This is a genomic window from Photobacterium aphoticum (genome assembly GCF_001029435.1).
GTDB classification, from domain to species: domain Bacteria; phylum Pseudomonadota; class Gammaproteobacteria; order Enterobacterales; family Vibrionaceae; genus Photobacterium; species Photobacterium aphoticum.
Genome location: NZ_LDOV01000010.1, coordinates 135,590 through 158,065, shown reverse-complemented (window position 1 = coordinate 158,065; position 22,476 = coordinate 135,590). Strand labels below are relative to the sequence as shown.

Sequence of the window (22,476 nt, the reverse complement as noted above, 5' to 3'; positions counted from 1 at the left end):
AAGGAAAAAGCATTAACGCATTAAGTAACCACCATCAACCGCCAGAATATGGCCATTGACATAATTAGATGCCGCACTGGAAAGGAAAACCATGGCGCCCATTAAATCTTGAGTTTCACCCCAACGGTTTGCCGGAATATGATTCAATACACGTTGGTTAGATTCAGGGTTAGCACGAGTCTGCTTGGTAATATCTGTCGCGTAATAACCAGGGGCAATCCCATTCACCTGAATATTAAATTGTGCCAGCTCATCACAGTAAGCCTTCGTCAAACCCGCAATACCGTGTTTGGTTGCGGTATAGGCCGGAGACCACTGGCCGCCAAGGTAAGAGAACATCGAACAGATATTAATGATTTTGCCGGAGCGCTGCGGGATCATGACTTTTGCCGCTTCATGGCTCAGTTCAAAGGCTGCCGTTAAGTTCAGTGCCACCATGGGATCCCACTTGCTGCGGTCAAACTTGGTCACGTCAGGTTCGTTGATACACATGCCGGCGTTGTTTACCAAAATATCCACAGAACCAAAGGTTTCCTGACAGGCTGCGACCACTTTTGCAGGCTCACCCATTTGGGTTAAGTCCACTTGCATGAAGGCCGTTTTCACGCCTTCTTTTTCAAGCATGGCCTGTGTTTTACCGTCATCATTAATATAACTGGCAATAAAAATATTCGCGCCGCCTTTGGCTAATGCTAAGGCGAATGCTTGCCCCAACCCACTATTACCACCGGTGACAATGGCTGTTTTACCTTGTAAGGAGAAAAAGTCTAATGAGAAGTCTTCGATGTTCATTGTTACAGCTCCATGTGTGAGGCACAAAAAAAAGAGAAAAGTCATACTTCCCACTTAAGGGAAGTTACTTTTCTCTTCATCTCTTCAAGTAACTGGCTATTTTTATAGCATCATCTCGAATAACAATTATGTGATAAAACTCACACCCTGCTATTCATTACCAAATAAATTCCATAAGTGAATAGCGGTCACATTTTATTCCCTAAAAACACCGATTTTAATGTGCACATTCTCATGGCGACATTAAAAACCTGTAAATCGTGTTTACATCTATTTTTTCTTGACAGTTTTCACAGTTTTAATTTTATCGATCATTTATAACATTATTCAGTTACTCATCGTGTATAGAGAAAAGTAACTCTCCTTTAATTAGGGAGGGCGACTTTTCTCTTTTTTTATTTCCGAAAATTAACTTCATCGTTCCCATGGTGGTCATTTGGTAAGGAGTTACAATGAGCAGCAACTATTTAATGAGTGTTGATGTAGGTACACAAAGTGCAAAAGTTATTATTTTCGATTACGACGGAAATATACTTTGTCAGGGCAGCGAACCGTTACAGAAAATACAGGTACCCGCGCCCTTATTAGCCATTCATCCAGATGATGATTTATGGGATGCACTGTGCCTGGCGTTTGAACACGTCATGGATAATTACTACGCCCTTGGCCACCAGCCAGAACAAATTCAAGCCATGGGACTGTGTGTGATCCGTTGCTGCCGTACCGTAGTGAAAGAAAACGGAGAACTGGCCTACCCGGTCATTGGCTGGATGGATAAACGCCTGAATACGCCTTACCAATACCAACCTGAATTCAAAGGCACCCGCTACGTCAGCACCAGTTCGGGCTACATTACTCATCGCTTAACGGGCCAATTTACCGATACCTGTGCCAACTACATTGGCTGGTGGCCGATGGATGACCAAACCCTTGACTGGAGCATTGACCCACAAAAATGGAAAGACTGTAACCTGACCCGCGACATGGTGATGGATGTGGTCAAACCCGGTGAAGTGCTCGGCACACTACGCCCTGAACTGGCAGAACGTTTCCGTTTACCGGCACAACTGCCCGTTGTGGCAACGGCACACGATAAAGCGGTGGAGGCCCTTGGCGCAGGCTCACTCAATGATGGGACCGTACTGATTTCACTGGGTACGTATATTGCTGCCCTGACCCAAGGCAAAGAGTACATCAAAGATTCGCAAGACTTCTGGCCATTCCAGGCGTCGATTCCCCATCGCTACATTTATGAGTGCTGGGGCGTGCGTTTGGGCATGTGGACCGTCAGTTGGTTCCGCGATCAATTCGGCGCAGCGGCACTGGCGGAAGCCGAAGAGAAAAACATCCAAATTGAAGAACTGTTAGCACGCGAGGCCAGCCACGTCGCCCCCGGCAGTGAAGGCTTAATGACTCTGCATGACTGGGCCGCTCCGCCTCATGCAGAATTTCGTAAAGGTGCGATGATCGGCTTTGACAGCCGCCATACCCGCGCCCATATGTATCGTTCACTGTTAGAAGGCATCGCCTTTACCCTGAAAAACCACGTTGACCGCATGAATGTGGAATTGGGCATTCCGACCCAAGATTTGGTGGTGTCCGGTGGCGGGGCAAACAGCGATTTATTCATGCAAATTCTGGCGGACGTATTTGGCGTACCAGCCCGCCGCAACCAAATGCGAGGCTCTGCCGCCGTAGGCTGTGCCATCAATGCCGGCATGGCCGTCGGGGCTTTCGATAACTACGAAGATGCCATCGAGAAAATGGTGAATGTGGATCAGATCTTTGCGCCAAACCTTGAGCATCACGAATTCTACAACGCGCTCAATGGTGGTGTGTACCAGCACATTCAGCAGCATCTTGACCCGTTGCTACAAAAGCTCAGTCCTTTGGTTGACTGAAGCGAGTTGATTAAAGTTCAGCGTGATTAAACACCGCTCTTTCTCGACTTTTCTATGACGTGTAACCGGTATGCCTCATCACAGCGGCATACCGGCTTAGAGGACATCACCATGGAATCAAATCATAAGCCGTCCGCTGCAGAAACGGCGACCGGTATAGCCACAAACGATGATATTCACAGCTCGCCCGCAGGCATGAGCAAACAAGCACGCTACATCCAACTCTTATTACTGGTAATTGCTGGCGGCGCTATCTACCCCATGTTGTACATGCGCCAAATTTACCAAACCACTATGTTGGATGCATTCCAGATCACCAACGGTCAATTAGGGGAACTGTACTCCATGATGGGGTTACTGTTCTTCTTATCCTACGGCCCCAGCGGTTGGCTGGCCGATAAAATGAAGCCGATGTTACTGATCGTGGTATCGCTGTTCGCCACAGGTTTACTTGGCCTTTGGTACAGTACATTACCGAGTTTCTCCGCCCTGTTAATCATTTTCGGCGGCTGGGGGATCTCCACCGGCCTGACCTTCTGGGGCGCGGTCATGAAGCGCATCAAAGTGCTGTCCGGTGAAAACGAATCCGGCCGTTTCTACGGTATTTATGATGGAGGACGGGGCTTAATTGAAGCCTTGCTGGCCAGTATTGCGCTGTACATTTTCTCTGTCGTGGCAGGGGCAAATGACGAGAATGTCGTGGGCGCATTAGTCTACGTGATCTACATGTATTCGTGGTTGTGTATTGCGCTTGGGGTGATCTCGCTTATCACTTTCCTCTTTGAGAAAAAAGAACCGGAAAGCGCTGCAGATGCCCAGAAATATGCTCAAAAAAACAAAAGTGACAATTTACTGGGCGACATCATCGCGATACTCAAATTACCGGAAGTGTGGCTCATCGCGCTGATCATTTCCGCTGGGTATCACTTATTCTGGTCAACTTACAGCTTCTCGGCTTACCTGCAAGAAGGCAACTGGGGCTTTACCGCCGTGATGGCAGGTACTATTACCACCATCAAACTCTGGCTACGCCCTATCGGCGGGATCGGCGGTGGCTTCCTTGGTGACCGTTACTCCAACGTGCGCGTACTGAACTATGCGCTAGTAGGCAGTGCGTTAGGCTTACTGGGGCTGATTTGCGTGCCAATGTTTGGCTTTGGTGGCGGCGTGACCGTCGGCCTGTGTATTTTCTTCATTTTGTTCGTCGGCCTGCTGACCTACGCCATTCGCGGTTTGTACTGGGCGATTATCGAACACCTTGATGTGCCGGAGAAAAAACTGGGGCTGGCCATCGGGATCATCTCGGTGCTCGGCTACTGTCCGGATATTTTCATCCCGCTCATTAACGGTTACATCATGGATGCCGCAGACAACCACCAGCAAGGCTACCAACTGTACTTCGGCTACACCATTGCCATGACCGTCGTCGGCATTGCCGCGTGTTATGCACTGCAAGCCCGAGCGAACAAACGCCAGTCACAAAACAACGCACCGACAATTGATGTCACTGAAGCAACCAGCTGATTTGTTACACCAATCTCGTTCACTACTGACAAGGGATGCCATAATGGCATCCCTGTTTATTAATTAGTCAATTAAAAATCCAATACGCACAAGATTAGAAAGATAACAAACACTTCCCTACACAAACACAATAAGAAAGAGAGACATAAACGTGCCCATTACTGATATCTTCAGCAACAGCCCTATCATTGCCTCTGTCAAAGATCCCGAAAGTTTAGACGCCGCCATTGCCAGTGACTGCAACGTAGTCTTCATTCTGTATGGATCCATCTGCAACATCGGCCGCATCGTGCAACGCATTAAAGCGGCAGGAAAACACGCTTTTATTCATATCGATTTATTGGAAGGTGCCTCAAACCAAGAAGTGGTGGTCGAGTTTTTGAAAATCGTCACCCATGCGGACGGCATCATCAGTACCAAATCCCACATGATCAAAGCCGCTAAAGCCCATGGCTTTTACACCATTTTACGCTTGTTCCTGATTGATTCGATTTCGTACTTTAATGCGCAAAAACAAATGATGAACTGTCAGCCTGACAGTATTGAGGTGATGCCCGGTGTCATGCCGGTGGTGATTCAGTGGATCCGAGCTAAAAGCCCGATTCCGATCATTGCGGGTGGGCTGATCTGTGATGAAGAAACAGCCAATATTGCGTTGGATGCGGGAGTGAATGCGATTTCCACCACCAATCGGGATGTGTGGGCCATGGCGACACCGACTTCAATATCATCTGGCTCATCGTTAGCAGCGGGCTATAACGCGAAACCCTGCGGCAAAACCAGCGTATATATGAAAGGTCGTACGCCGCAGCAAGCCTAAACCTAGCGCTCACTCGCGTCATACAGGCGGTTGTTACTGAGCTATTGAGAGGAAAAAACATGCGCCACTCGATCTAGGACTAAAACCAGATCTAGAACGGGCTGTCTTTACCCAACTCATTACAAATGCCGGCGACCGCCAATGCCATGGTGGATTTGATGACCTGCTCCTGACGCGCTAATTGCATCTGATAAAACGCCATGTCGGTGTCATCATCCGGCGGCATCACATCCAGTTGTACCATGCCCATGCTTTTCACGGCATGCAGCTCTTTGATGACATCCAAAATCGCAGGATCGGTGAAGCGGTATTCATTGCCGTCACGGTTAAGAAAATCACGCAGTTTCATCATGGCATCAATGTCGTGATACACCGCATCCGCCACCACGCCCAAACCCAATAGCAGTTTCAGTCGTACCGTGATTTCCCCGAGAGGCCCAGACTGGGACAACAAAGGTTCCACCACTGATTTCACCACAAAATCATCTTTGCGGAAGATGCGCTGTAATAAGCCTTCCACTGACTCATCAAACACGGCAATGGCAGCAATAAAGAACCCTCGCACCGTCTGCGCATCATTCAAACGCTCTAAAATGTCTGTTTCTTGATCACTATTCGCCATACACTGCTTTCGTTAAACGTTTCATCCAATTTACCCTCGAGTCTGTCCGACAACCCACTGAGGATAAACACATTATTCTAACGGGTTCAAAGCCATGAAGACATGGCTATCTCGCACTTTCTCACCGTTTGCGGGGTTATTGTTCAGTCTCTGGCTCTGTTTTCAGCAATAATGCCGCGACAATAAACGAGACTGCCGTTGAAGCCACAATGGCTAAGCTCACGCCCAATACATCCGCTTTTGGCGTTAACAACAAAATAGCGACAATAGACCCCGGTGATGCCGGTGCCACAATGCCTGCCTGCATAATCACCAAGGTAAAAATCCCCGTCATTCCCCCCGCTATCGCCGCCAGAATCAAACGCGGCTTCATTAGTACATACGGGAAGTAGATCTCATGGATCCCCCCGAAGAAATGAATAATCGATGCGCCACCGGCGGTTTGTCGTGCCGTGCCCTGACCAAAAACCATGTACGCCAACAAAATCCCCAGGCCCGGCCCCGGATTTGCTTCAATCAGGAAAAACAGAGATTCACCGACTTCACGCACTTGCTGAATACCCAATGGGGTCAGAATGCCGTGGTTAATGGCATTATTGAGGAACAGGATCTTCGCTGGCTCAATAAAGATCGACACCAGTGGCAGCAACCCGGCCTCTACCGTAACTTTAACGCCCGCCGTTAACGCGGCCGAGGCGATATCCACCGCCGGACCAATAAAATAGAAACCAACAATGCCGCACCCCATGCCGACGATGCCGGCTGAGAAATTGTTCACCAACATTTCAAAGCCGCTTTTTACCTTACCGGTCAGCGCCTGATCAAAACGGGTGATCAACCAGCCCGCTAAGGGGCCCATCATCATGGCGCCGATGAACATCGGGATTTCGCTACCCGTGATCACGCCCATGGTGGCAATCGCCCCCACGACCGCGCCGCGTTCACCGCCAGTGAGTTTACCGCCACTGTAGCCAATGAGCAGCGGCAACAAATAGACAATCATGGGTTCAACCAATGTGGCTAACTCGCGGTTCGGCCACCACCCGGTCGGGATGAACAATGCCGTTAACAGGCCCCACGCGATAAAGGCGCCAATGTTGGGCAGCACCATGTTGGTCAAAAAGCGGCCAAGGTTATGAATTCTAATTTTCGTGGCAGCAGAGAACATAATTACCTCATGATTTCCATATGATTTCGCAAACACGAACAGGGACCGAAGCCCCTGTGCGTGATAATGTGCTCATCCGTTGTTCATCTGGCCCTGCAAGCAGGACGCCATAAGAACTTATAACGAATGATAGAGCGCTTCAATCTGTTGCGCGACATCACTGTCGGCAGCCAGACCGGTGTATTTTTCCAGTGTGGCACGTAAGCCAATGTCATTCAGTGACGTTTGTAACTCAACGGCTTGTGGATCCGTGTCGTTAGTGTATTTAAACGCGGCGGCGATCCCTTTCAGTAGCAGCTGGTTGTCGGTACCGTATTCGATAGTCCCCAACAACGGCTTCACTAAACGGTCATTGGCACCCAGTTTACGGATCGGCTGCCGACCGACACGGTCAATTTCATCACGCAGATACGGGTTCGCAAAGCGGCTCAGAATTTTCTCGATGTACGCGTTGTGCATGTCGCGGTCAAAGCCGTAACGGCGAATCAACACTTCCCCACTTTCTTGCATCGCGGTTTTCACCTGCGCACGAATATCTGCATCTTCAATCGCATCACGCACGGTTTCATGACCTTTCAATGCGCCAAGGTACGCCGTCATGATGTGACCCGTATTAAGCGTAAACAGTTTACGTTCCACAAACGCCATCAGGTTGTCGGTGGTTTCCATGCCCGCGATAACCGGGATATTCCCTTTGAACTGCTGCTTATCAACAATCCACTCGCTGAAACTTTCCACGGTCACTTCCAGTGGATCATCGTTGGCCGCATCAGACGGTGGCACAATGCGGTCAACCGCTGAATCCACAAAACCGACTAACTCATCCGCCTGTGCGTGGTAAATCGCATTCAGGTGTTTATACACCTCATTTTTCAGGTGAGTGGTACCACGCACCATGTTTTCACAGGCAATGATATTCAGAGGCTGATTGTTACCCGCCTCAAAGCGATGCGTCAGGCCTTTGGCGATGGTTTTTGCAATGATGTCCAACACGTTAGGACCCACGGCGGTGGTCACCATATCGGTATGGATCATCTGCTCAATCACCGCTTCGCTGGCGGAATTGACGGCAGTAATGTGCGTCACGGTATCGACCACACACTCACTGCCCACCACTTTAACTTTGTAAGATTGGTCATGGCTAAGTTGGTCAACCAACGGCGCATCAACATCGGCAAAAGTAACTGCTACGTTTGCATCTGCCAACACTTTACCAATGAAACCACGACCGATGTTACCTGCACCAAAATGAACTGCTTTCATGATTATTCTCTCTATAACTTTACGAATTTGGGGTGGGGCCAGTGGGGGAACACACTGGCCCCGTTACACACAATGAACCTGTTTGTAGCGACTGATTTGTTATAACGACTTGGCCTTTCACTTTTCCGCTTTCAGACCCCACCAGTAGGAGTTAGGTGGGTTGGAGCAACACCGGATTACATGTTGTCTTCAAGCAGTCAGCACCTCGGCCTTCCATCACGCGGCGGCGTCACCTGCCAGAATCTGCAGGACTTCATCCGCACTGTTCGTGCTGGTCAGTCGTTCAATCGCATCAGGGTCATCAAGCGCATTCGTAATAGTGGTAATCACTTGAATATGCTCATCGTTTTTAGCGGCAATACCAATCACCAGTTTGGCAACATCGTCATCATCATCGGTAAACTGTACACCGCCTGGGTATTGGCAAATCACAATACCGGTTTTAATCACGCGGTCTTTCGCTTCTACCGTACCGTGTGGGACGGCGATAGATTCACCCAAGTAAGTCGGTACCAGTTTTTCACGCTCAAACATAGCATCCACATACTCAGTTTCGGCATAACCCAGCTTCACCAGTTGCTCGCCGGCATAGCGGATTGCCTCTTCTTTGCTATTGGCCTTCAAGCCAAGGTGAATATTCTTTGACTCAATCTGGAACACTTGTGGCTGTGTTGCTTGTTGTGCATCTGATGACGGCGCATACGTATCATCGTTCGCCGCAACCGGTGACACGTGCACCATCTCACCGTCATTCGCCGCTTCCGGGCTGCTTGCCGCAACAATACGGGTCACCAAATCGTTGTACACCTGGCTATCAAGGAAGTTAGTCAGAGAAATATGTTTTGCGTGAGCAGCATGCTTACGAGCACGCTCGGTTAAATCTTTATGAGTGATCACGATATCGACCTCTTGCGGTAAGCTATTGATGGCACAGTTGGTAACGCTGATTGACAGTCCGGCTTCCTGCACTTTCTTGCGCAGTAGGCTGGCCCCCATAGCACTGGAGCCCATGCCGGCATCACACGCCACAATGATGTTGCGTACGTTCGCCCAGTTCACGCCACCTTCAGCCAATACGGTTGCGGGTGCACCTTTGCTGCTGGCTTTCATGCCTTTCATTTTTTGCGTTGCAGTTTCAATATCGTCACCTTCTTCATCCGTGACTTTTTGTGTTTTCATCAAGAGTGCGGCAACACCGAACGACACGGCCGTTGACGCCAGTACCGACAGAATCACACCCACAAAAGAGGCTTTCGGTGTCATCAGTAGAATGGCAAAGATAGAACCTGGTGAAGCCGGTGACACAATCCCTGCATCAAACAGTGTCAGAACAAAGATACCTGTCATACCGCCAGCAATGGCTGCCAGAATCAGACGAGGGTTCATCAAAATGTATGGGAAGTAGATTTCATGGATACCGCCGAAGAAGTGGATAATCGACGCACCACCCGCTGTTTGTTTTGCCGTACCACGACCGAACACCATGTAAGCCAGCAAGATACCCAGACCCGGTCCCGGGTTTGCTTCAATCAGGAAGAAGATGGATTGACCCAACTCGTTCGCTTGCTGAATACCCAGTGGCGAGAAGATACCGTGGTTAATGGCATTGTTCAGGAACAGAATTTTTGCCGGTTCAACAAAGATAGACGTCAGTGGCAGTAAGCCTGCGGTCACCAGCATGTTAACGCCACCCGCCAAGGCAGTAGACAGCACTTTGACGAAAGGACCAATCATGTAGAAGGCTAAAATGGCACACAGCATCCCGACGATACCGGCAGAGAAGTTATTCACTAACATCTCAAAGCCACTTTTCACTTTGCCTTCTGCCCAGCTATCAAAGCGTTTGATTGCCCAGCCGCCCAGCGGACCGACCATCATCGCACCCATGAACATCGGAATGTCTGTACCGACAATCACACCGATAGTAGTGATGGCACCAACCACGGCCCCGCGATCGCCACCGACTAATTTACCGCCGGTATAACCAATCAGGAGTGGAAGTAAATAAGTGATCATTGGCCCGACAATTTTGGCCAGTTCCTCATTCGGGAACCACCCCGTCGGAATGAAAAGCGCTGTAATGAAGCCCCACGCAATGAATGCGCCGATATTAGGCATCACCATATTAGATAAGAAGCGGCCAAAATTTTGTACCTTGACCTTAGTATCTGGTGATATCATAAGGATTCCCCGTCTGATGTGAAAAGTGATTAAGTCGTTTAATGTGTTAGATACGGTTCGCCAAAACCGTCTCAATTGCTTAGTACCCAATTAATCTAACATAGATTTTTTCGACGTCACTGATGACGGGTTTTCTGTGATCTCCCCCTGCCTTTCCATCCCCCAAAAGCATTTTTAGCGTGACGACCTCTACATTTTCGTCATGAAACTTTCTTTCAAAAAGCATATTTCATACTTGTCAATGAAAATTCATTTGAAGAAAATCACACTATCAAAAAATCATACCATTATATTTATTGTGACAAATATCACATAGATAGCATTTCTCCGCCTTCTACAGATCACTTAAAGTGACTTGCATCACACTTACACCTTCATCACCAGCTTGCACCTGCTTTCTTGAATCCCATATTCTTTCAGCGCTTACATTTTGTAACTGGATTACAGGCGATCACCGTCACACATTCCTGATACGCATCGCGATGAAGGGTTGCCTCGCAATGACATGTTAGGCAAAAACACATCAACAAAAACACTGGCCTTAAAACGAAAAAGCCCCCACCCGCGCTCTGTGAAAAGGCAAAGGTAGAGGCATGGTGGAAGCTTTAATTCAAAGTAGCTGTTCGACGAAATCGCTACTGTGTGGCTAGTAACTTAATAAATAGCAACTTGATAACTAGCATCTTAATAAATAGCGACTTGGTCAATCACAACCTTATGCAGGCAATACAACCGCAAATGATTCGTATGGCTGTAGAGTTACCGTCTGCGCCAATGTGCTTGGTGCGGTGTAGTTACTGATCAGACATTCAACCTGCTCTGCTTGCAGAGATTCTGGCAAATCAACCGTGACGCTTTCACGGGTAAAGTTGCTCAGTACCAACACGCGTACATCATCATTAGCGCGCACATAACCGAATACAGCTGGGTGATCTTCAAACACCGGTTCAAAGCTGCCATACACAATAACAGGCATCGCTTTACGCAGCGCAATCAAGTGCTGGTAGTGGTAGAAAATCGAGTTAGGATCATCCAACGCTTGCGCCACGTTAATGTGGGTGTAGTTCGGGTTCACGTTGATCCACGGCTGCGCGTCAGAGAAACCGCCGTTAGCCGAGTCATCCCACTGCATTGGCGTACGGGCATTATCACGGCTGTTCACGTGAATGGCCGCCAATTGATCTTCTGGCGACACACCATTTTCTGTGCGCACTTTGTAGAAGTTCAGGGTTTCGATATCGCGGTAATCGTCAATGCTTGGGAACGCCACGTTGGTCATACCTATTTCTTCGCCTTGGAAGACATACGGTGTGCCCTTCATCATGTGCAGCGTGGTTGCCAGCATTTTCGCTGATGGTACGCGGTATTCACCTTCACAACCGTACTTAGACACAATGCGTGGCAAGTCGTGGTTGTTCCAGAACAGGGAGTTCCAGCCTTCATCGGCCAATTCTACCTGCCACTTGGTCAGCACGCGCTTAAGTGCAGGCAGATCCAATGGGATCGGTGACCACTTATCACCGTGCTGCCACGTTAGGCTGATGTGCTCAAACTGGAACACCATGGAAAACTCATCACGCGCCGGGTTGCTGTACAGCTTGGCGATTTCCGGGGTTGCATCCCACGTTTCGCCTACGGTCAGTACGTCTTTGTCACCAAACGTGGCACGGTTCATTTCCTGGATCAAGGTATGCAGACGCGGGCCATTGCCGGTGATCTTCTTGTCGATTTCTTTACCAATCAAGTCAATCACATCCAGACGGAAACCACCGATACCCTTGTCAATCCACCAGTTCATCATCTTGTGAACTTCTTCTTGTACCTTCGGGTTTTCCCAGTTCAGATCAGGCTGACGCTTAGAGAAAATGTGAAGGAAGTATTCACCGGTCTGCTCGTCAAATTCCCACGCTGTGCCACCAAACACTGAACCCATTTCGTCCGGCACGCCACCGTCTTCATTTGGCTGACGCCAGATGTAGTAATCACGGTATGGGTTGTCTTTTGACTTACGCGCTTCTTTAAACCAAGGATGCTCGTCTGATGTGTGGTTCACCACCAAATCCATGATAATGCGAATATCACGCTGCTTCGCTTCCGCCAACAGCTCATCCATATCCGCCATGGTGCCAAACATTGGCGCAATGTCCTGATAGTCAGAAATATCATAACCGTTATCATCCATTGGCGACTGGTACACAGGTGATAACCAAATCACATTCACACCCAGTGTTTTCAGGTAATCCAGCTTGCTGATGATGCCACGTAGATCGCCCATGCCATCATTATTCGAGTCACAGTAGCTGCGTGGATAGATTTGGTAAACAACGGCGTCGTGCCACCATTTTGGCGTGATATTCATGATTACATCCTTAACTGAGTCAATGCGTCGCGCGCAACGTCGTGAATGCGCGAAAGTGGGCTCATCATAAGCGGTGCTTTGCGCGCGTAAAAATACACAAACCCGCCCATGATATAGGTTTTTGCTATATCACTGATATTTTTGGCGACTTTGCTCACAAGACTGGCGCAGATCACTTTGTGATGTATTTCAATAAATGTGAGACTGGTAAAACAAATTTTTCAGCTGCACATTATCGTGCGCTGCAGGCTTGTCGCACATTCAGCGATCGCCTTGTAAGCCATACCGATAAACGCATTCAGATAACAGCATTGCCCCATGGATAAACTGTACAGCCAATTCCTCACTACCGCTCAACTGGGCAACATCAGCCAAGCCGCCGAATTACTCGGCCTGAGCCAGCCTAGCCTGACCAATAACATCAAAAAACTCGAACAACAATTAGACGTACCGTTATTCATTCGCCGCTCGAAAGGAGTGGAGTTAACGGAATTCGGACAGTTGGTGAAGGTGCAAGCGCAGGAGATGCAACGCCGCCATGACAGCATGGTGCACCAACTGGCTGACATGAAGGCCCGTAAGACAGAAAAAATCAAAATGGGCACGGGGGACGCGTGGTGGGAAGTCTTCGTCAAACACAGTTTGCAGCACTATAACCAATCGCATCCTGGTATTTCATTTCAGATTGAGTTTGGTAACCACCTTAAATTGATGGATATGCTGATCCACGGCCACATTGATTTATTCATCGGCCATGAGATTGAAGGCTTATCACGCCGTTGCCATGTGTTGTTCACCCCCTTATTGCAAGACGAAGAAGCGCTGTTCGTTCACCGCTCTCATCCTTTGTTGTTACAAGGCTTCACGCCCGAAACGGCGGCGCTGTATCCCTTGTTGTTGGTCACACCCGATCATGACATTCACCAGCATCTGATCGAGAACCCGCAACCTAAGCTGATGGAGAAAGAGCGTAAACAAATTGCGGAACGCATGGTGTATGAGATCCAATCTTTGGCCGCCAGTCTGGATATGTTGGCCATCACTAAAGCCATCATGCCGTACTCCAACTCCATGGCGGATTACTTTGCCCAGTTTGATATTGTCGCCCTGCCCAATCCGGCCGCGCCACAAAAAGGCAACGTGGGGATTTACCATTTGAATGATCCCCTGCCCGCACACGTACAGGCCTTTAAACAGACATTAGTGGGATTTAGAACAGAAGGATAAACAGGATGAGGGATAAAGCATTACGTAATATACGCATACCATTTAATAACAGGTATTAAGCGTTTGCTTAAGTTGGTGAAGATCGGCCATCAATTCAGTGAATTGCTCTGCCGTCGGATCCATGCGATGCAGTGTATCAAGCGATGTATCCACAAACGTTTTTGCATCAGCAAGATGGACATAGCGGTGATCCTGTTCCTTCTCGGGAATCACTGGATAGCGGCCTTCTATTTCCGCCAAGGAATACCCCGCATACACAACCACCTTCACGGGGTAGTCTTTGGGTCTGGGATCACCATGCTGCTCCCATTGAAACCATTCCATGCCCAATAAATCCGACGACATGACTTGTGGGCCAAAATCGTGGTAATTGAATACCGCTATACATGGCTTTTCACTGGCAACAACTGCGGTGGCACTCAATGACAACAACATCAACGCGCCCATGTTTCGTCTGACGTGCTTCATCATTCGTTCAGCACTTTCCTCAGCGCTGCTTCATCGTCGCCGTATTGCTGAACAAGATGATCGATCAAGGCATCAATACTGGTGCCAATCAGAGAATAGTCATCAATATCTTCGATGGAGAACGTAATGAAATGGGTGCGGTTATTATCGACATAAAACCCTGTAATGGAGGACTCCCCTTCCCACAACGGAATGAAGGTCATCCCCGTTGGGGCAAATTGATCGCATTCCAGGCTGTAGGTCAAGGGATAGCAGCGATACTCCAAGTCATCATGCACAAACTCACCGCGAGTCAGACGACGCAGCATCGGGCTCAAATTCAGCCTATCAATACAACGCTGTCGTTTGTCTCCCAATATGATCACACGACCTCCCGTTACTGCTGGTTGCGCAGCCAATGACTTGATGTGAAAGATAACGGTTCAGTATCCATATCGATTGCGAACAAACAATCCACTCAACATCAGAATGGCATATCGCTCGAAAACTTTCCGGTAATCCTGCCGTAATCTTTGCGCTATGCACCCAAACGAAAAGAGACAGCCCCCCCTCACAAAAAAATGAGACGCAAACAAAAAGGCAGCACCGAAGTACTGCCTTGTTCGTTTAACGCTGCGTCTATCGCACGCTGTTATTTGGCTTGCACCGCAATGGATGGCGGGCAGATGTTCTCTTTACGGAACTCCTGCATTACACGCAAGGTGATATCTGTCTCGAACAGCTTTTCAAATTTGATATCCACCACATACGCTTTACAGGTGAGCTGAATCGCCAAATAGTTATCCGTGATCGTCTGCTTCACATGCACCACCACCGGTTTAGGCAAGTGAATGTAACGGCTGGATGACGCCGCTTCCTGAATAATGTCACGGGCTTTGGTAATGTCCTGATCCATACCGATATAAAACGGGATCACCACCTGCATATCCAAGCCGCCGTAGTTGCCGCTGACCGTCACGTCATTCAAGAACTTGTTGTTCGGAATAGTGATGATGTCATCGTTCAGGGTTTGCATACGCACCGAACGCAAACCGATGGTAATGATGTCACCGTAATGGCCTTCAAACGTCACACGGTCACCCACCTGAAACGGACGGTCAATCATCACGGTTAAACCAGCAATGAAGGACGCGGTCAGGTCTTTCAGGGCAAAACCCACCGATACCGCAATCGTACCGCCAATCAGCGCTAACACGCGATCATCCACACGGAAACTCAGCATGAACACGGTCACAGCGGTGGTCATGTAGATGAAAAACTGGAAGAAGGATTGCAGCTTTTGCATCAACATTCGGCGCTGAGCAAACTGGCTGCTGACGCCATCGACCAGTGACTGAATGAAGCGCAGGAACAACCATGAACCGGTAATAATGAACAGGGATAACGCTACCCCACTCCAACGGATCAGGCTGGCAAACTGATGTAAATTATCAATTTGAATATCTTCGGCAAATGCCATCGGGCTGGCAATCAATGCCGCCAGCAAGGCGAATAAACGAAACATCTTACTTCACCAATAGATGCTGACGGTGCAGCACGTTTGTAATATGGCGGAACCAGTGATCGGAAATACGCGCTTTCTCGTCACTCCACTCAATGTATCCACGGCTCTGGAAATAACGCAGGGTACTGATCACTTCGGCAATACTCAGGCGACTGCAATCACACACATCCGCCGGCGAGGCCACTTCCAATTGCACGATAGAACGCAATACCGCCAGCATTGGCTTAGGCATCATTTCCAAATCTTCTGTCTGCGGCGCGCGGAACAAACGCACCAATACCGTATCAGTGTCTTTTTCACGGTGCAGCGACAAACGGAAGAAACGCAGTGCGACCGTTGGGTTACCGTCTGAGTAGTCCCACAGAATACGGTAGAAACCGTTCTTGGCACGTTCTTCATCCGTCAGGTTATCTTCATCCCACTGACGTGGCAGCACGAGGCCATCGAACGACACGGCATGCGTGTCGGTATTAGCGATGCGTGATTCCAATAGTTGACCAATTTGCTTTTCAGACCAACGCGGCATGAAAGTCACCAAGTCAAACAGCAAACGCTCACCACGCGCACGGTCAATGAAACGCCAGCTCGATTTTTCAATCGATAGCACCACACGGTGACTCTTGCGCGCCTGACGTAACAGGTTGGTCAGTTTCATCAGATCAACCAGGCCGTTGACCTTTGGCTTCACCAAACGCTGCGCGTTATCAAACGCAATCAAATAACACGTATCGGTATTACGCAGGTAATGCAGAATGTCCTGCTCAGTAGCGTCTTCCGCAAGGCCAAGCAACTGGGCAAATTCCGGCAGCAAGGCGGTGTAACCGTCATACGGACAGTTGATATACAGCGGGGTAACGTTCTTGGCTTTGGCAAGAATACGCTTCATCAAGGTGGTTGAACCCACACCACGCTCGCCGGATAGTACGCACACTGCCGGACTGTCTGTCAGCAGGTAACGGGACATCGCCAGCATTTCTTCTTTGGCGTAGTCGTCGATCAATTCTGAGCCTTCAGAACCTGGCAGAATGTAGTCGAACGCCGCATCCCCTTTCACACGCACCAAATTGGACTGCTCTCGCGCCACCTCGGTCTGCTTGGCCACTTCAATACGGAACAAATAGGCCAACGCGTGACTAAATGCCGCATGCTGTGACAAGGTCGCAATCACCACATGCTGTACTGTTCGGCCAATCAGCCACGCGGCACCACAGGCTGTCGCGACAATCGACATACCAAAGGTCTTTTTATTGCGGATCGCCCACTGTACGGAGATCGGATAGCCGTCTAACATGGCAATACGGGCAAAGATAGTGCTGTTCCATTGCTTCAACGTCAGCACCGTCAACATGGCAAAGAAGAACACCATCAGGGTAGAAATCCACGCATAGATGGTACCCTGCCCCAAGGTACGAGCAGATATTTGCAAAATCACCCCAGCCACAATAATGCCCCACACATAACGACGGATGGTCGATAAACGCAGTGCAATGATCTCGCGGCGATTGTGTTTACTGTTGCGGTACGCGAACTCCAAAATAAAGCTCACGGCAATTGAGCCGCCCAATACCCACCACGTGAAGATTTCCAAGAAAATCAAATGCTGCAAACTTGGCAAGGTCGAGATAATACGCAACGTGGCGGTAATCAGCAGCAAATAGGCAATAGCTTTGTGGGCACGACTGCAATACCAAATAGTGCGCACAAGCAGGCTTGGATCAGCGGCATGTTTGATCTTCGAGATCTTAAAATCGTGAATTAATCGCTCACTGTTGCGCATCCACCAATTAAAAATGAACATCACACACAGCACTTTAAAAATCACGCTAATCACTGGCACCGGTGAAATAGACAGATCACGTAATAGATTTTTAAAACTACGAATTTGGTAATTCACATAATAATGAATATTTAATTTCGTGATCGCCAATTCAGAATAGAATTGCGTCACACCGCTAGGACCAAATCCGGTTAATTGATCACGCGTTTTACTGTCCGTTAATTGCAACAAACGTTGTTTGCTGACATTCAGTGAAGCCAGCGCACGGTGATCACCTTCCACTTCTCGCCAGTTACCCTGACTTGGATCTTTCCTGTACACGCGCAATGCATCTGACAAGTGATCCATCTGTGCCTTCTGCTCCGACAAGGTCGTAGAAAGCAATTGCTTCACTTTCGTGTATTCACGGGTGGTAAAGAAATGCGATTCAGGTAGCGCATTGATCTCGGAAGAAATATCAGTGACTTTTTCATTCAACGGAATCGGTTTATCGGTATTGATTCCCCAATTGGCACAAGCTAGTTGGCTGAAAAACAATGAAAAAATCAAAATAAAATAATAGCTAACTTTATTCATACGTATTGATTTTAATTAGATGTATACCTCACTGTATCCGGTTTTAAGACAAATATCAGCAAAAGGCATAAAACTTTTAAAACAGCGTACAAATAAAAACCAAAACGCAACAAAAACCACCATAAAATGAGATATGATAAATATTTAACAGAAGCCAATAATCACAACAAAAACAACAATAACTACTTGTAAGTTTATATTATTCTTCATAATTTGTTTTGGTATCAATCTTTATTAAGCCAAGAAAAAGGAATAAAAAATTGACGGCGGGATAGTAGATACAATTATACGTAAGAATCTTCCTACAAATAAACATTATAAATAGGTATACACATATCTTGTTTCTGATTTGTGATATTGGTTCAACTTTTATTATTTGACGCTTCGAAATATTAATAATAAATTTCTCAACGAATCGTAAGCCCGTAGATTACTGATTAATACCCAAGCTTCCTCAATCGCGTTCATTCAATATTGGCATCTAGGTTTGTCTGTATTTTCCTACCTGCCAGTGCAACTTACGCAATAGATAATCCCTGTCTGAGGCAGTTTGGGTATTACAAATCTGTCATGAATTGAGAAGAGATAACGCAATGATCAAATTCAGCGCATTACAAGCAGCGATATTGCTTGGCCTTGCAGGGACCGCAGCGCCCTCTCTGGCTAATGAAATGGTAAACCCTGAAGGTGGTGTAGTTGTCGGTTACTGGCACAACTGGTGTGACGGTGCAGGCTACAAAGGCGGTAACGCACCGTGTGTGACCTTGAAAGCAGTGAACCCGATGTACAACGTGGTGAACGTTTCTTTCATGAAAGTATTCAACACTGCAGAAGGCCGTATTCCCACTTTCCGTCTTGATCCTATGATCGGCCTGTCTGAACAAGCATTTATCAATGAAATCGACGCGCTGAACAAGCAAGGCCGTGCCGTACTGATCGCACTAGGTGGCGCAGATGCCCACGTTGAGCTGAAAACCGGTGACGAGCAAGCCTTCGCGGAAGAAATCATTCGCGTAACAGATTACTACGGCTTTGATGGTCTGGATATCGACCTTGAACAATCGGCCGTTACTGCAGCTGACAACCAAACGGTGATTCCTGCTGCCCTGCGTATCGTTAAAGATCACTACAAGACGCAAGGTAAAAACTTCCTCATCACCATGGCACCAGAGTTCCCTTACCTGAAGCAAGGCGACAAATACGTGCCTTACCTGACCAATCTGGAAGGTTACTACGATTGGATCAACCCACAGTTCTACAACCAAGGTGGTGACGGTATTTGGGTTGACGAAGAAAACGCATGGATCACCCAAAACAGTGATGCGATGAAAGAAAAATTCATCTACTACATTGCTGACTCACTGGCGAACGGTACCCGTGGTTTCCATAAGATCCCACACGATAAATTGGTTTTCGGTATTCCAACCAGTAACGATGCGGCGGCGTCTGGTTTTGTGAAAAATCCACAAGACTTGTACAACGCCTTTAATCGCCTTAACAGCGAAGGTCAGCCACTACGTGGTGTGATGACTTGGTCTGTTAACTGGGATATGGGTACGGATGCGGCGGGTAACGCTTACAACGAGCAATTCATCAAAGACTACGGCCCGTTTATCCACGGTCAAACGCCACCACCACCATCAGAAGGCAAACCGACTTTTGCCGGTGTAACAGATGCACGCGTTCGCCACGGCAGCCCGTTTGACCCAATGGTCGGCATTACTGCACGCGATAAAGAAGACGGCGATCTGACGTTCAGCATCGTAGTCGATGGCACCGTCAACGTGAATGAAATCGGCCAGTACGTACTGGTTTACAGCGTGACAGACAGCGATGGTAACGTAACCAAAGCATCACGTAACGTTGAAGTGTACAGCCTGAAACCGGTCTTTGAAGGCGTACAGGATGCAAGCATCAAAGTCGGCGCAAGCTTTGACCCAATGGCAGGTGTAAAAGCCATTGACGCAGAAGACGGTGATCTGACCGATAACATCGTTCAAACCGGTTCTGTTAACACGGCGGTTGTGGGCACATACACCCTGACCTACTCTGTGACAGACAGTGCGAACCAGACCGTTAAAGTGACCCGTAAAGTGACCGTTTCTGACGGCAGCGTGTGTGCAAACGCGTGGGATCGCGATACCGTGTACAACGGTGGCGATAGCGTAAACCATGCCGGTAAATCTTGGCGTGCAGAATGGTGGACGCGCGGTGACGAACCAGGTACAACCGGTGAATGGGGCGTATGGCGTGTAACCGGTAACAGCGACTGTGGCGGCGGTGAAATCCCTGAAGATGACACACTGGCGATGTCTGGCATCAATGGTCAGTACACAGCGGATAACGGCGCACTGTCTCTGACGGTAACGCTAGAAACCAGCAGCCTAATGAACGTGAATGTGACGGTTACCGATGCAGCAGGTTACCCTGTCACTGGCGGTGAAAAGGTCGTTGCTATTGATGGCAAACAAACCATCACACTAAACCTGAGCGGTGTAGAAGCCGGTCAGCACCGTATCACAGCGACTAGCGATGCACTGAACCAAACTGCAACGTTCAACGTGAAAGACGGCGGTACAGTGACGCCTCCTCCGGGCGGTGAACACCCTGATTACGTACCTGGTACGGCATACAGTGAAGGTGACATTGTGACAGGTGCGGATGGTAACCTCTACCAGTGTAAGCCATGGCCATACTCTGGCTGGTGTGCAAATGCGTCATACGCACCGGGTGCAAGTAATTTCTGGTCAGACGCTTGGGACAAGCTATAAGTCTGACTCTGAAATGATGGCGCACAGACGACACTGTCACTGATCCGGCGAGCCTGTTGCACCATCACCCTCTTACTGACAAAAAGGCCTCAACCTGCATGATGATATTTCTATCTCATTCGGGTTGAGGCCTTTTATTTGACGCTGAAGAAGTATTATTCGTTATCTTTCAGCACACCACGGCGGATTTGATCCAACTCGATGGACTCAAACAGTGCCTGAAAATTCCCTTCCCCAAAGCCTTCATTGCCTTTGCGTTGAATGATTTCAAAGAACACAGGCCCGATCACCGTCTGGGTGAAGATCTGCAATAAAATGCCGGTTTCATCACCATCAATCAGCACTTTCAGCTCATTGAGTTTGGCAACATCTTCATGGTGTTCAGGAACACGCTTACTGATCCCTTCATAGTAGGTATCCGGCGTATCCATAAATATCAGTCCGTTTTGCTGCAACTGAGTCACTGTCGCAAAGATGTTTTCTGTGCTCAGGGCAATATGTTGGATCCCTTCCCCGTTGTATTGCGCCAGATATTCAGCAATCTGTGATTTATCATCATGAGATTCATTGATAGGAATTCGGATCTTCCCGCACGGAGCGGTCATGGCGCGTGACAACAAACCGGTCATTTTGCCTTTGATATCGAAATGTCGGATCTCTTTAAAATTAGCGATGTTTTCATAAAACTGCGCCCAGTGATCCATATGGCCGCGTTCAACATTGTGCGTCAGGTGATCAATCACTAATAACCCGGCATCCTTAGCCACTAAACGGGCGGCAGCATCCGGATAATAAGTAAAATCCACTTCATAAATATCATGGTCACCATAACGGTCAACCAAATAAATCAATGACTCACCGATGCCATAAATGGCCGGAATATTCAGCTCCATCGGCCCTGCTTGTGGCGGACACGGTTTCGCGCCCTGTGCTGCTGCATAGTCTAATGCTACGGAAGCATCCTCGACCCGAAAAGCCATCGCATTCACGCTGGCACCGTGCACAGTCGCAAATCCCGATGCCTGTGACTGTGGCTCACCATTCACAATGAAATTGATATCGCCCTGGCGATACAGCCACACCTGCTTGTGTTTATGCTGAGCGATCTCGGCAAATCCCATCTGCGAAAAGAGCATCTTTAATGCTGCAATGCCATCAGCAGTGGGTGCGGTAAATTCCACGAATTCAAACCCATCCGTCCCTAATGGATTCTCAACAGGTAATATCATGCCAGCGTCAGATTGCGGTATTGATTGCTTCTCCATCATGGCTACAGCCTCTTGGTTGCCGTCCTATTAATAGACTTAGCAGTAACTGTTTATCCTTGAGAAGTTTACCTCGCAGGTTACTCCCGCAAGCTGTCAATCCTGCGTGTAAACTCCACGTGCCATACATCCCCAAATTGTTATAATGCTCACGACCGGTGCTAAAATGATACTTACCACCACCTGTTGCATAAGCGCTTTAAAAATTGGCGTTTTCTCAGAATCCCAATGAAGCCCCACATAAACAACCTTTCAAAT

At 48.3% G+C, this 22,476-nt stretch carries 15 protein-coding genes and 1 pseudogene; 5 read left to right on the top strand and 11 right to left on the bottom strand.

Annotated features, from left to right (window positions below):
• Positions 1–12: 12 nt before the first annotated feature.
• Entirely contained in the window at positions 13–792 is a 780-nt protein-coding gene (locus tag ABT58_RS04725; RefSeq protein WP_047873197.1) for an SDR family NAD(P)-dependent oxidoreductase, read from the bottom strand.
• 452 nt (positions 793–1,244) lie between these two features.
• On the opposite strand from ABT58_RS04725, the gene ABT58_RS04720 reads away from it, so the two are divergent.
• From ABT58_RS04720 to ABT58_RS04710, 3 genes are all read left to right on the top strand, one after another.
• On the top strand, positions 1,245–2,693 hold the full coding sequence (locus tag ABT58_RS04720) for an FGGY-family carbohydrate kinase (protein ID WP_047873196.1): 1,449 nt from the start codon (positions 1,245–1,247) through the stop codon (positions 2,691–2,693).
• Positions 2,694–2,804: 111 nt separating this feature from the next.
• Positions 2,805–4,217 carry an MFS transporter gene (locus ABT58_RS04715; RefSeq protein WP_082210960.1) on the top strand — a complete coding sequence of 471 codons (1,413 nt, stop codon included), beginning with the start codon at positions 2,805–2,807 and terminating at the stop codon, positions 4,215–4,217.
• A gap of 151 nt (positions 4,218–4,368) precedes the next feature.
• Positions 4,369–5,037 carry a glycerol-3-phosphate responsive antiterminator gene (locus tag ABT58_RS04710; RefSeq protein ID WP_082210959.1) on the top strand — a complete coding sequence of 223 codons (669 nt, stop codon included), beginning with the start codon at positions 4,369–4,371 and terminating at the stop codon, positions 5,035–5,037.
• A gap of 91 nt (positions 5,038–5,128) precedes the next feature.
• Here ABT58_RS04710 and ABT58_RS04705 read toward each other — a convergent pair whose 3' ends face one another.
• From ABT58_RS04705 to ABT58_RS04685, 5 genes and pseudogenes are all read right to left on the bottom strand, one after another.
• Entirely contained in the window at positions 5,129–5,659 is a 531-nt protein-coding gene (locus tag ABT58_RS04705) for an MltR family transcriptional regulator (RefSeq protein WP_047873195.1), read from the bottom strand.
• Between the two features lie 139 nt (positions 5,660–5,798).
• Positions 5,799–6,827: pseudogene (locus tag ABT58_RS04700) on the bottom strand (PTS mannitol transporter subunit IICBA); the annotation flags it as partial.
• A gap of 117 nt (positions 6,828–6,944) precedes the next feature.
• The gene (locus ABT58_RS04695) at positions 6,945–8,090 is read right to left on the bottom strand and encodes a mannitol-1-phosphate 5-dehydrogenase (RefSeq protein ID WP_047873194.1); all 1,146 of its coding nucleotides are present in this window, start codon (positions 8,088–8,090) and stop codon (positions 6,945–6,947) included.
• A 216-nt stretch (positions 8,091–8,306) separates the two neighbouring features.
• The gene (locus ABT58_RS04690; RefSeq protein ID WP_047873193.1) at positions 8,307–10,271 is read right to left on the bottom strand and encodes a PTS mannitol transporter subunit IICBA; all 1,965 of its coding nucleotides are present in this window, start codon (positions 10,269–10,271) and stop codon (positions 8,307–8,309) included.
• Positions 10,272–10,986: 715 nt separating this feature from the next.
• On the bottom strand, positions 10,987–12,630 hold the full coding sequence (locus ABT58_RS04685; protein ID WP_047873192.1) for a glycoside hydrolase family 13 protein: 1,644 nt from the start codon (positions 12,628–12,630) through the stop codon (positions 10,987–10,989).
• A 318-nt stretch (positions 12,631–12,948) separates the two neighbouring features.
• Between ABT58_RS04685 and ABT58_RS04680 the strand changes: the two genes are divergently transcribed.
• Positions 12,949–13,857: a LysR family transcriptional regulator gene (locus ABT58_RS04680; RefSeq protein ID WP_047873191.1), complete on the top strand. Its 909-nt coding sequence runs from the start codon at positions 12,949–12,951 to the stop codon at positions 13,855–13,857.
• Between the two features lie 42 nt (positions 13,858–13,899).
• On the opposite strand, the gene ABT58_RS04675 is transcribed toward ABT58_RS04680, so the two are convergent.
• From ABT58_RS04675 to ABT58_RS04660, 4 genes are all read right to left on the bottom strand, one after another.
• Complete coding sequence (locus ABT58_RS04675) at positions 13,900–14,328, bottom strand: hypothetical protein (protein ID WP_146147202.1); 429 nt, start codon at positions 14,326–14,328, stop codon at positions 13,900–13,902.
• Positions 14,325–14,690 (bottom strand): hypothetical protein, encoded by a 366-nt coding sequence (locus ABT58_RS04670; RefSeq protein WP_146147201.1) that lies wholly within the window; start codon positions 14,688–14,690, stop codon positions 14,325–14,327. Before ABT58_RS04670 ends, ABT58_RS04675 begins: the two co-directional genes overlap by 4 nt.
• 266 nt (positions 14,691–14,956) lie before the next feature.
• On the bottom strand, positions 14,957–15,829 hold the full coding sequence (locus tag ABT58_RS04665) for a mechanosensitive ion channel family protein (protein WP_047873188.1): 873 nt from the start codon (positions 15,827–15,829) through the stop codon (positions 14,957–14,959).
• Position 15,830: 1 nt separating this feature from the next.
• A complete protein-coding gene (locus ABT58_RS04660) occupies positions 15,831–18,182 on the bottom strand; it encodes an ATP-binding protein (RefSeq protein ID WP_047873187.1) in 2,352 nt (783 codons plus the stop codon).
• A 593-nt stretch (positions 18,183–18,775) separates the two neighbouring features.
• Between ABT58_RS04660 and ABT58_RS04655 the strand changes: the two genes are divergently transcribed.
• A complete protein-coding gene (locus ABT58_RS04655; RefSeq protein WP_047873186.1) occupies positions 18,776–20,953 on the top strand; it encodes an immunoglobulin-like domain-containing protein in 2,178 nt (725 codons plus the stop codon).
• A 155-nt stretch (positions 20,954–21,108) separates the two neighbouring features.
• Here the strand turns inward: ABT58_RS04655 and hppD are convergent, their stop codons facing one another.
• Positions 21,109–22,221, bottom strand: a complete 1,113-nt coding sequence (gene hppD / locus ABT58_RS04650) for a 4-hydroxyphenylpyruvate dioxygenase (RefSeq protein ID WP_229821511.1) — start codon at positions 22,219–22,221, stop codon at positions 21,109–21,111.
• Positions 22,222–22,476: the final 255 nt, after the last annotated feature.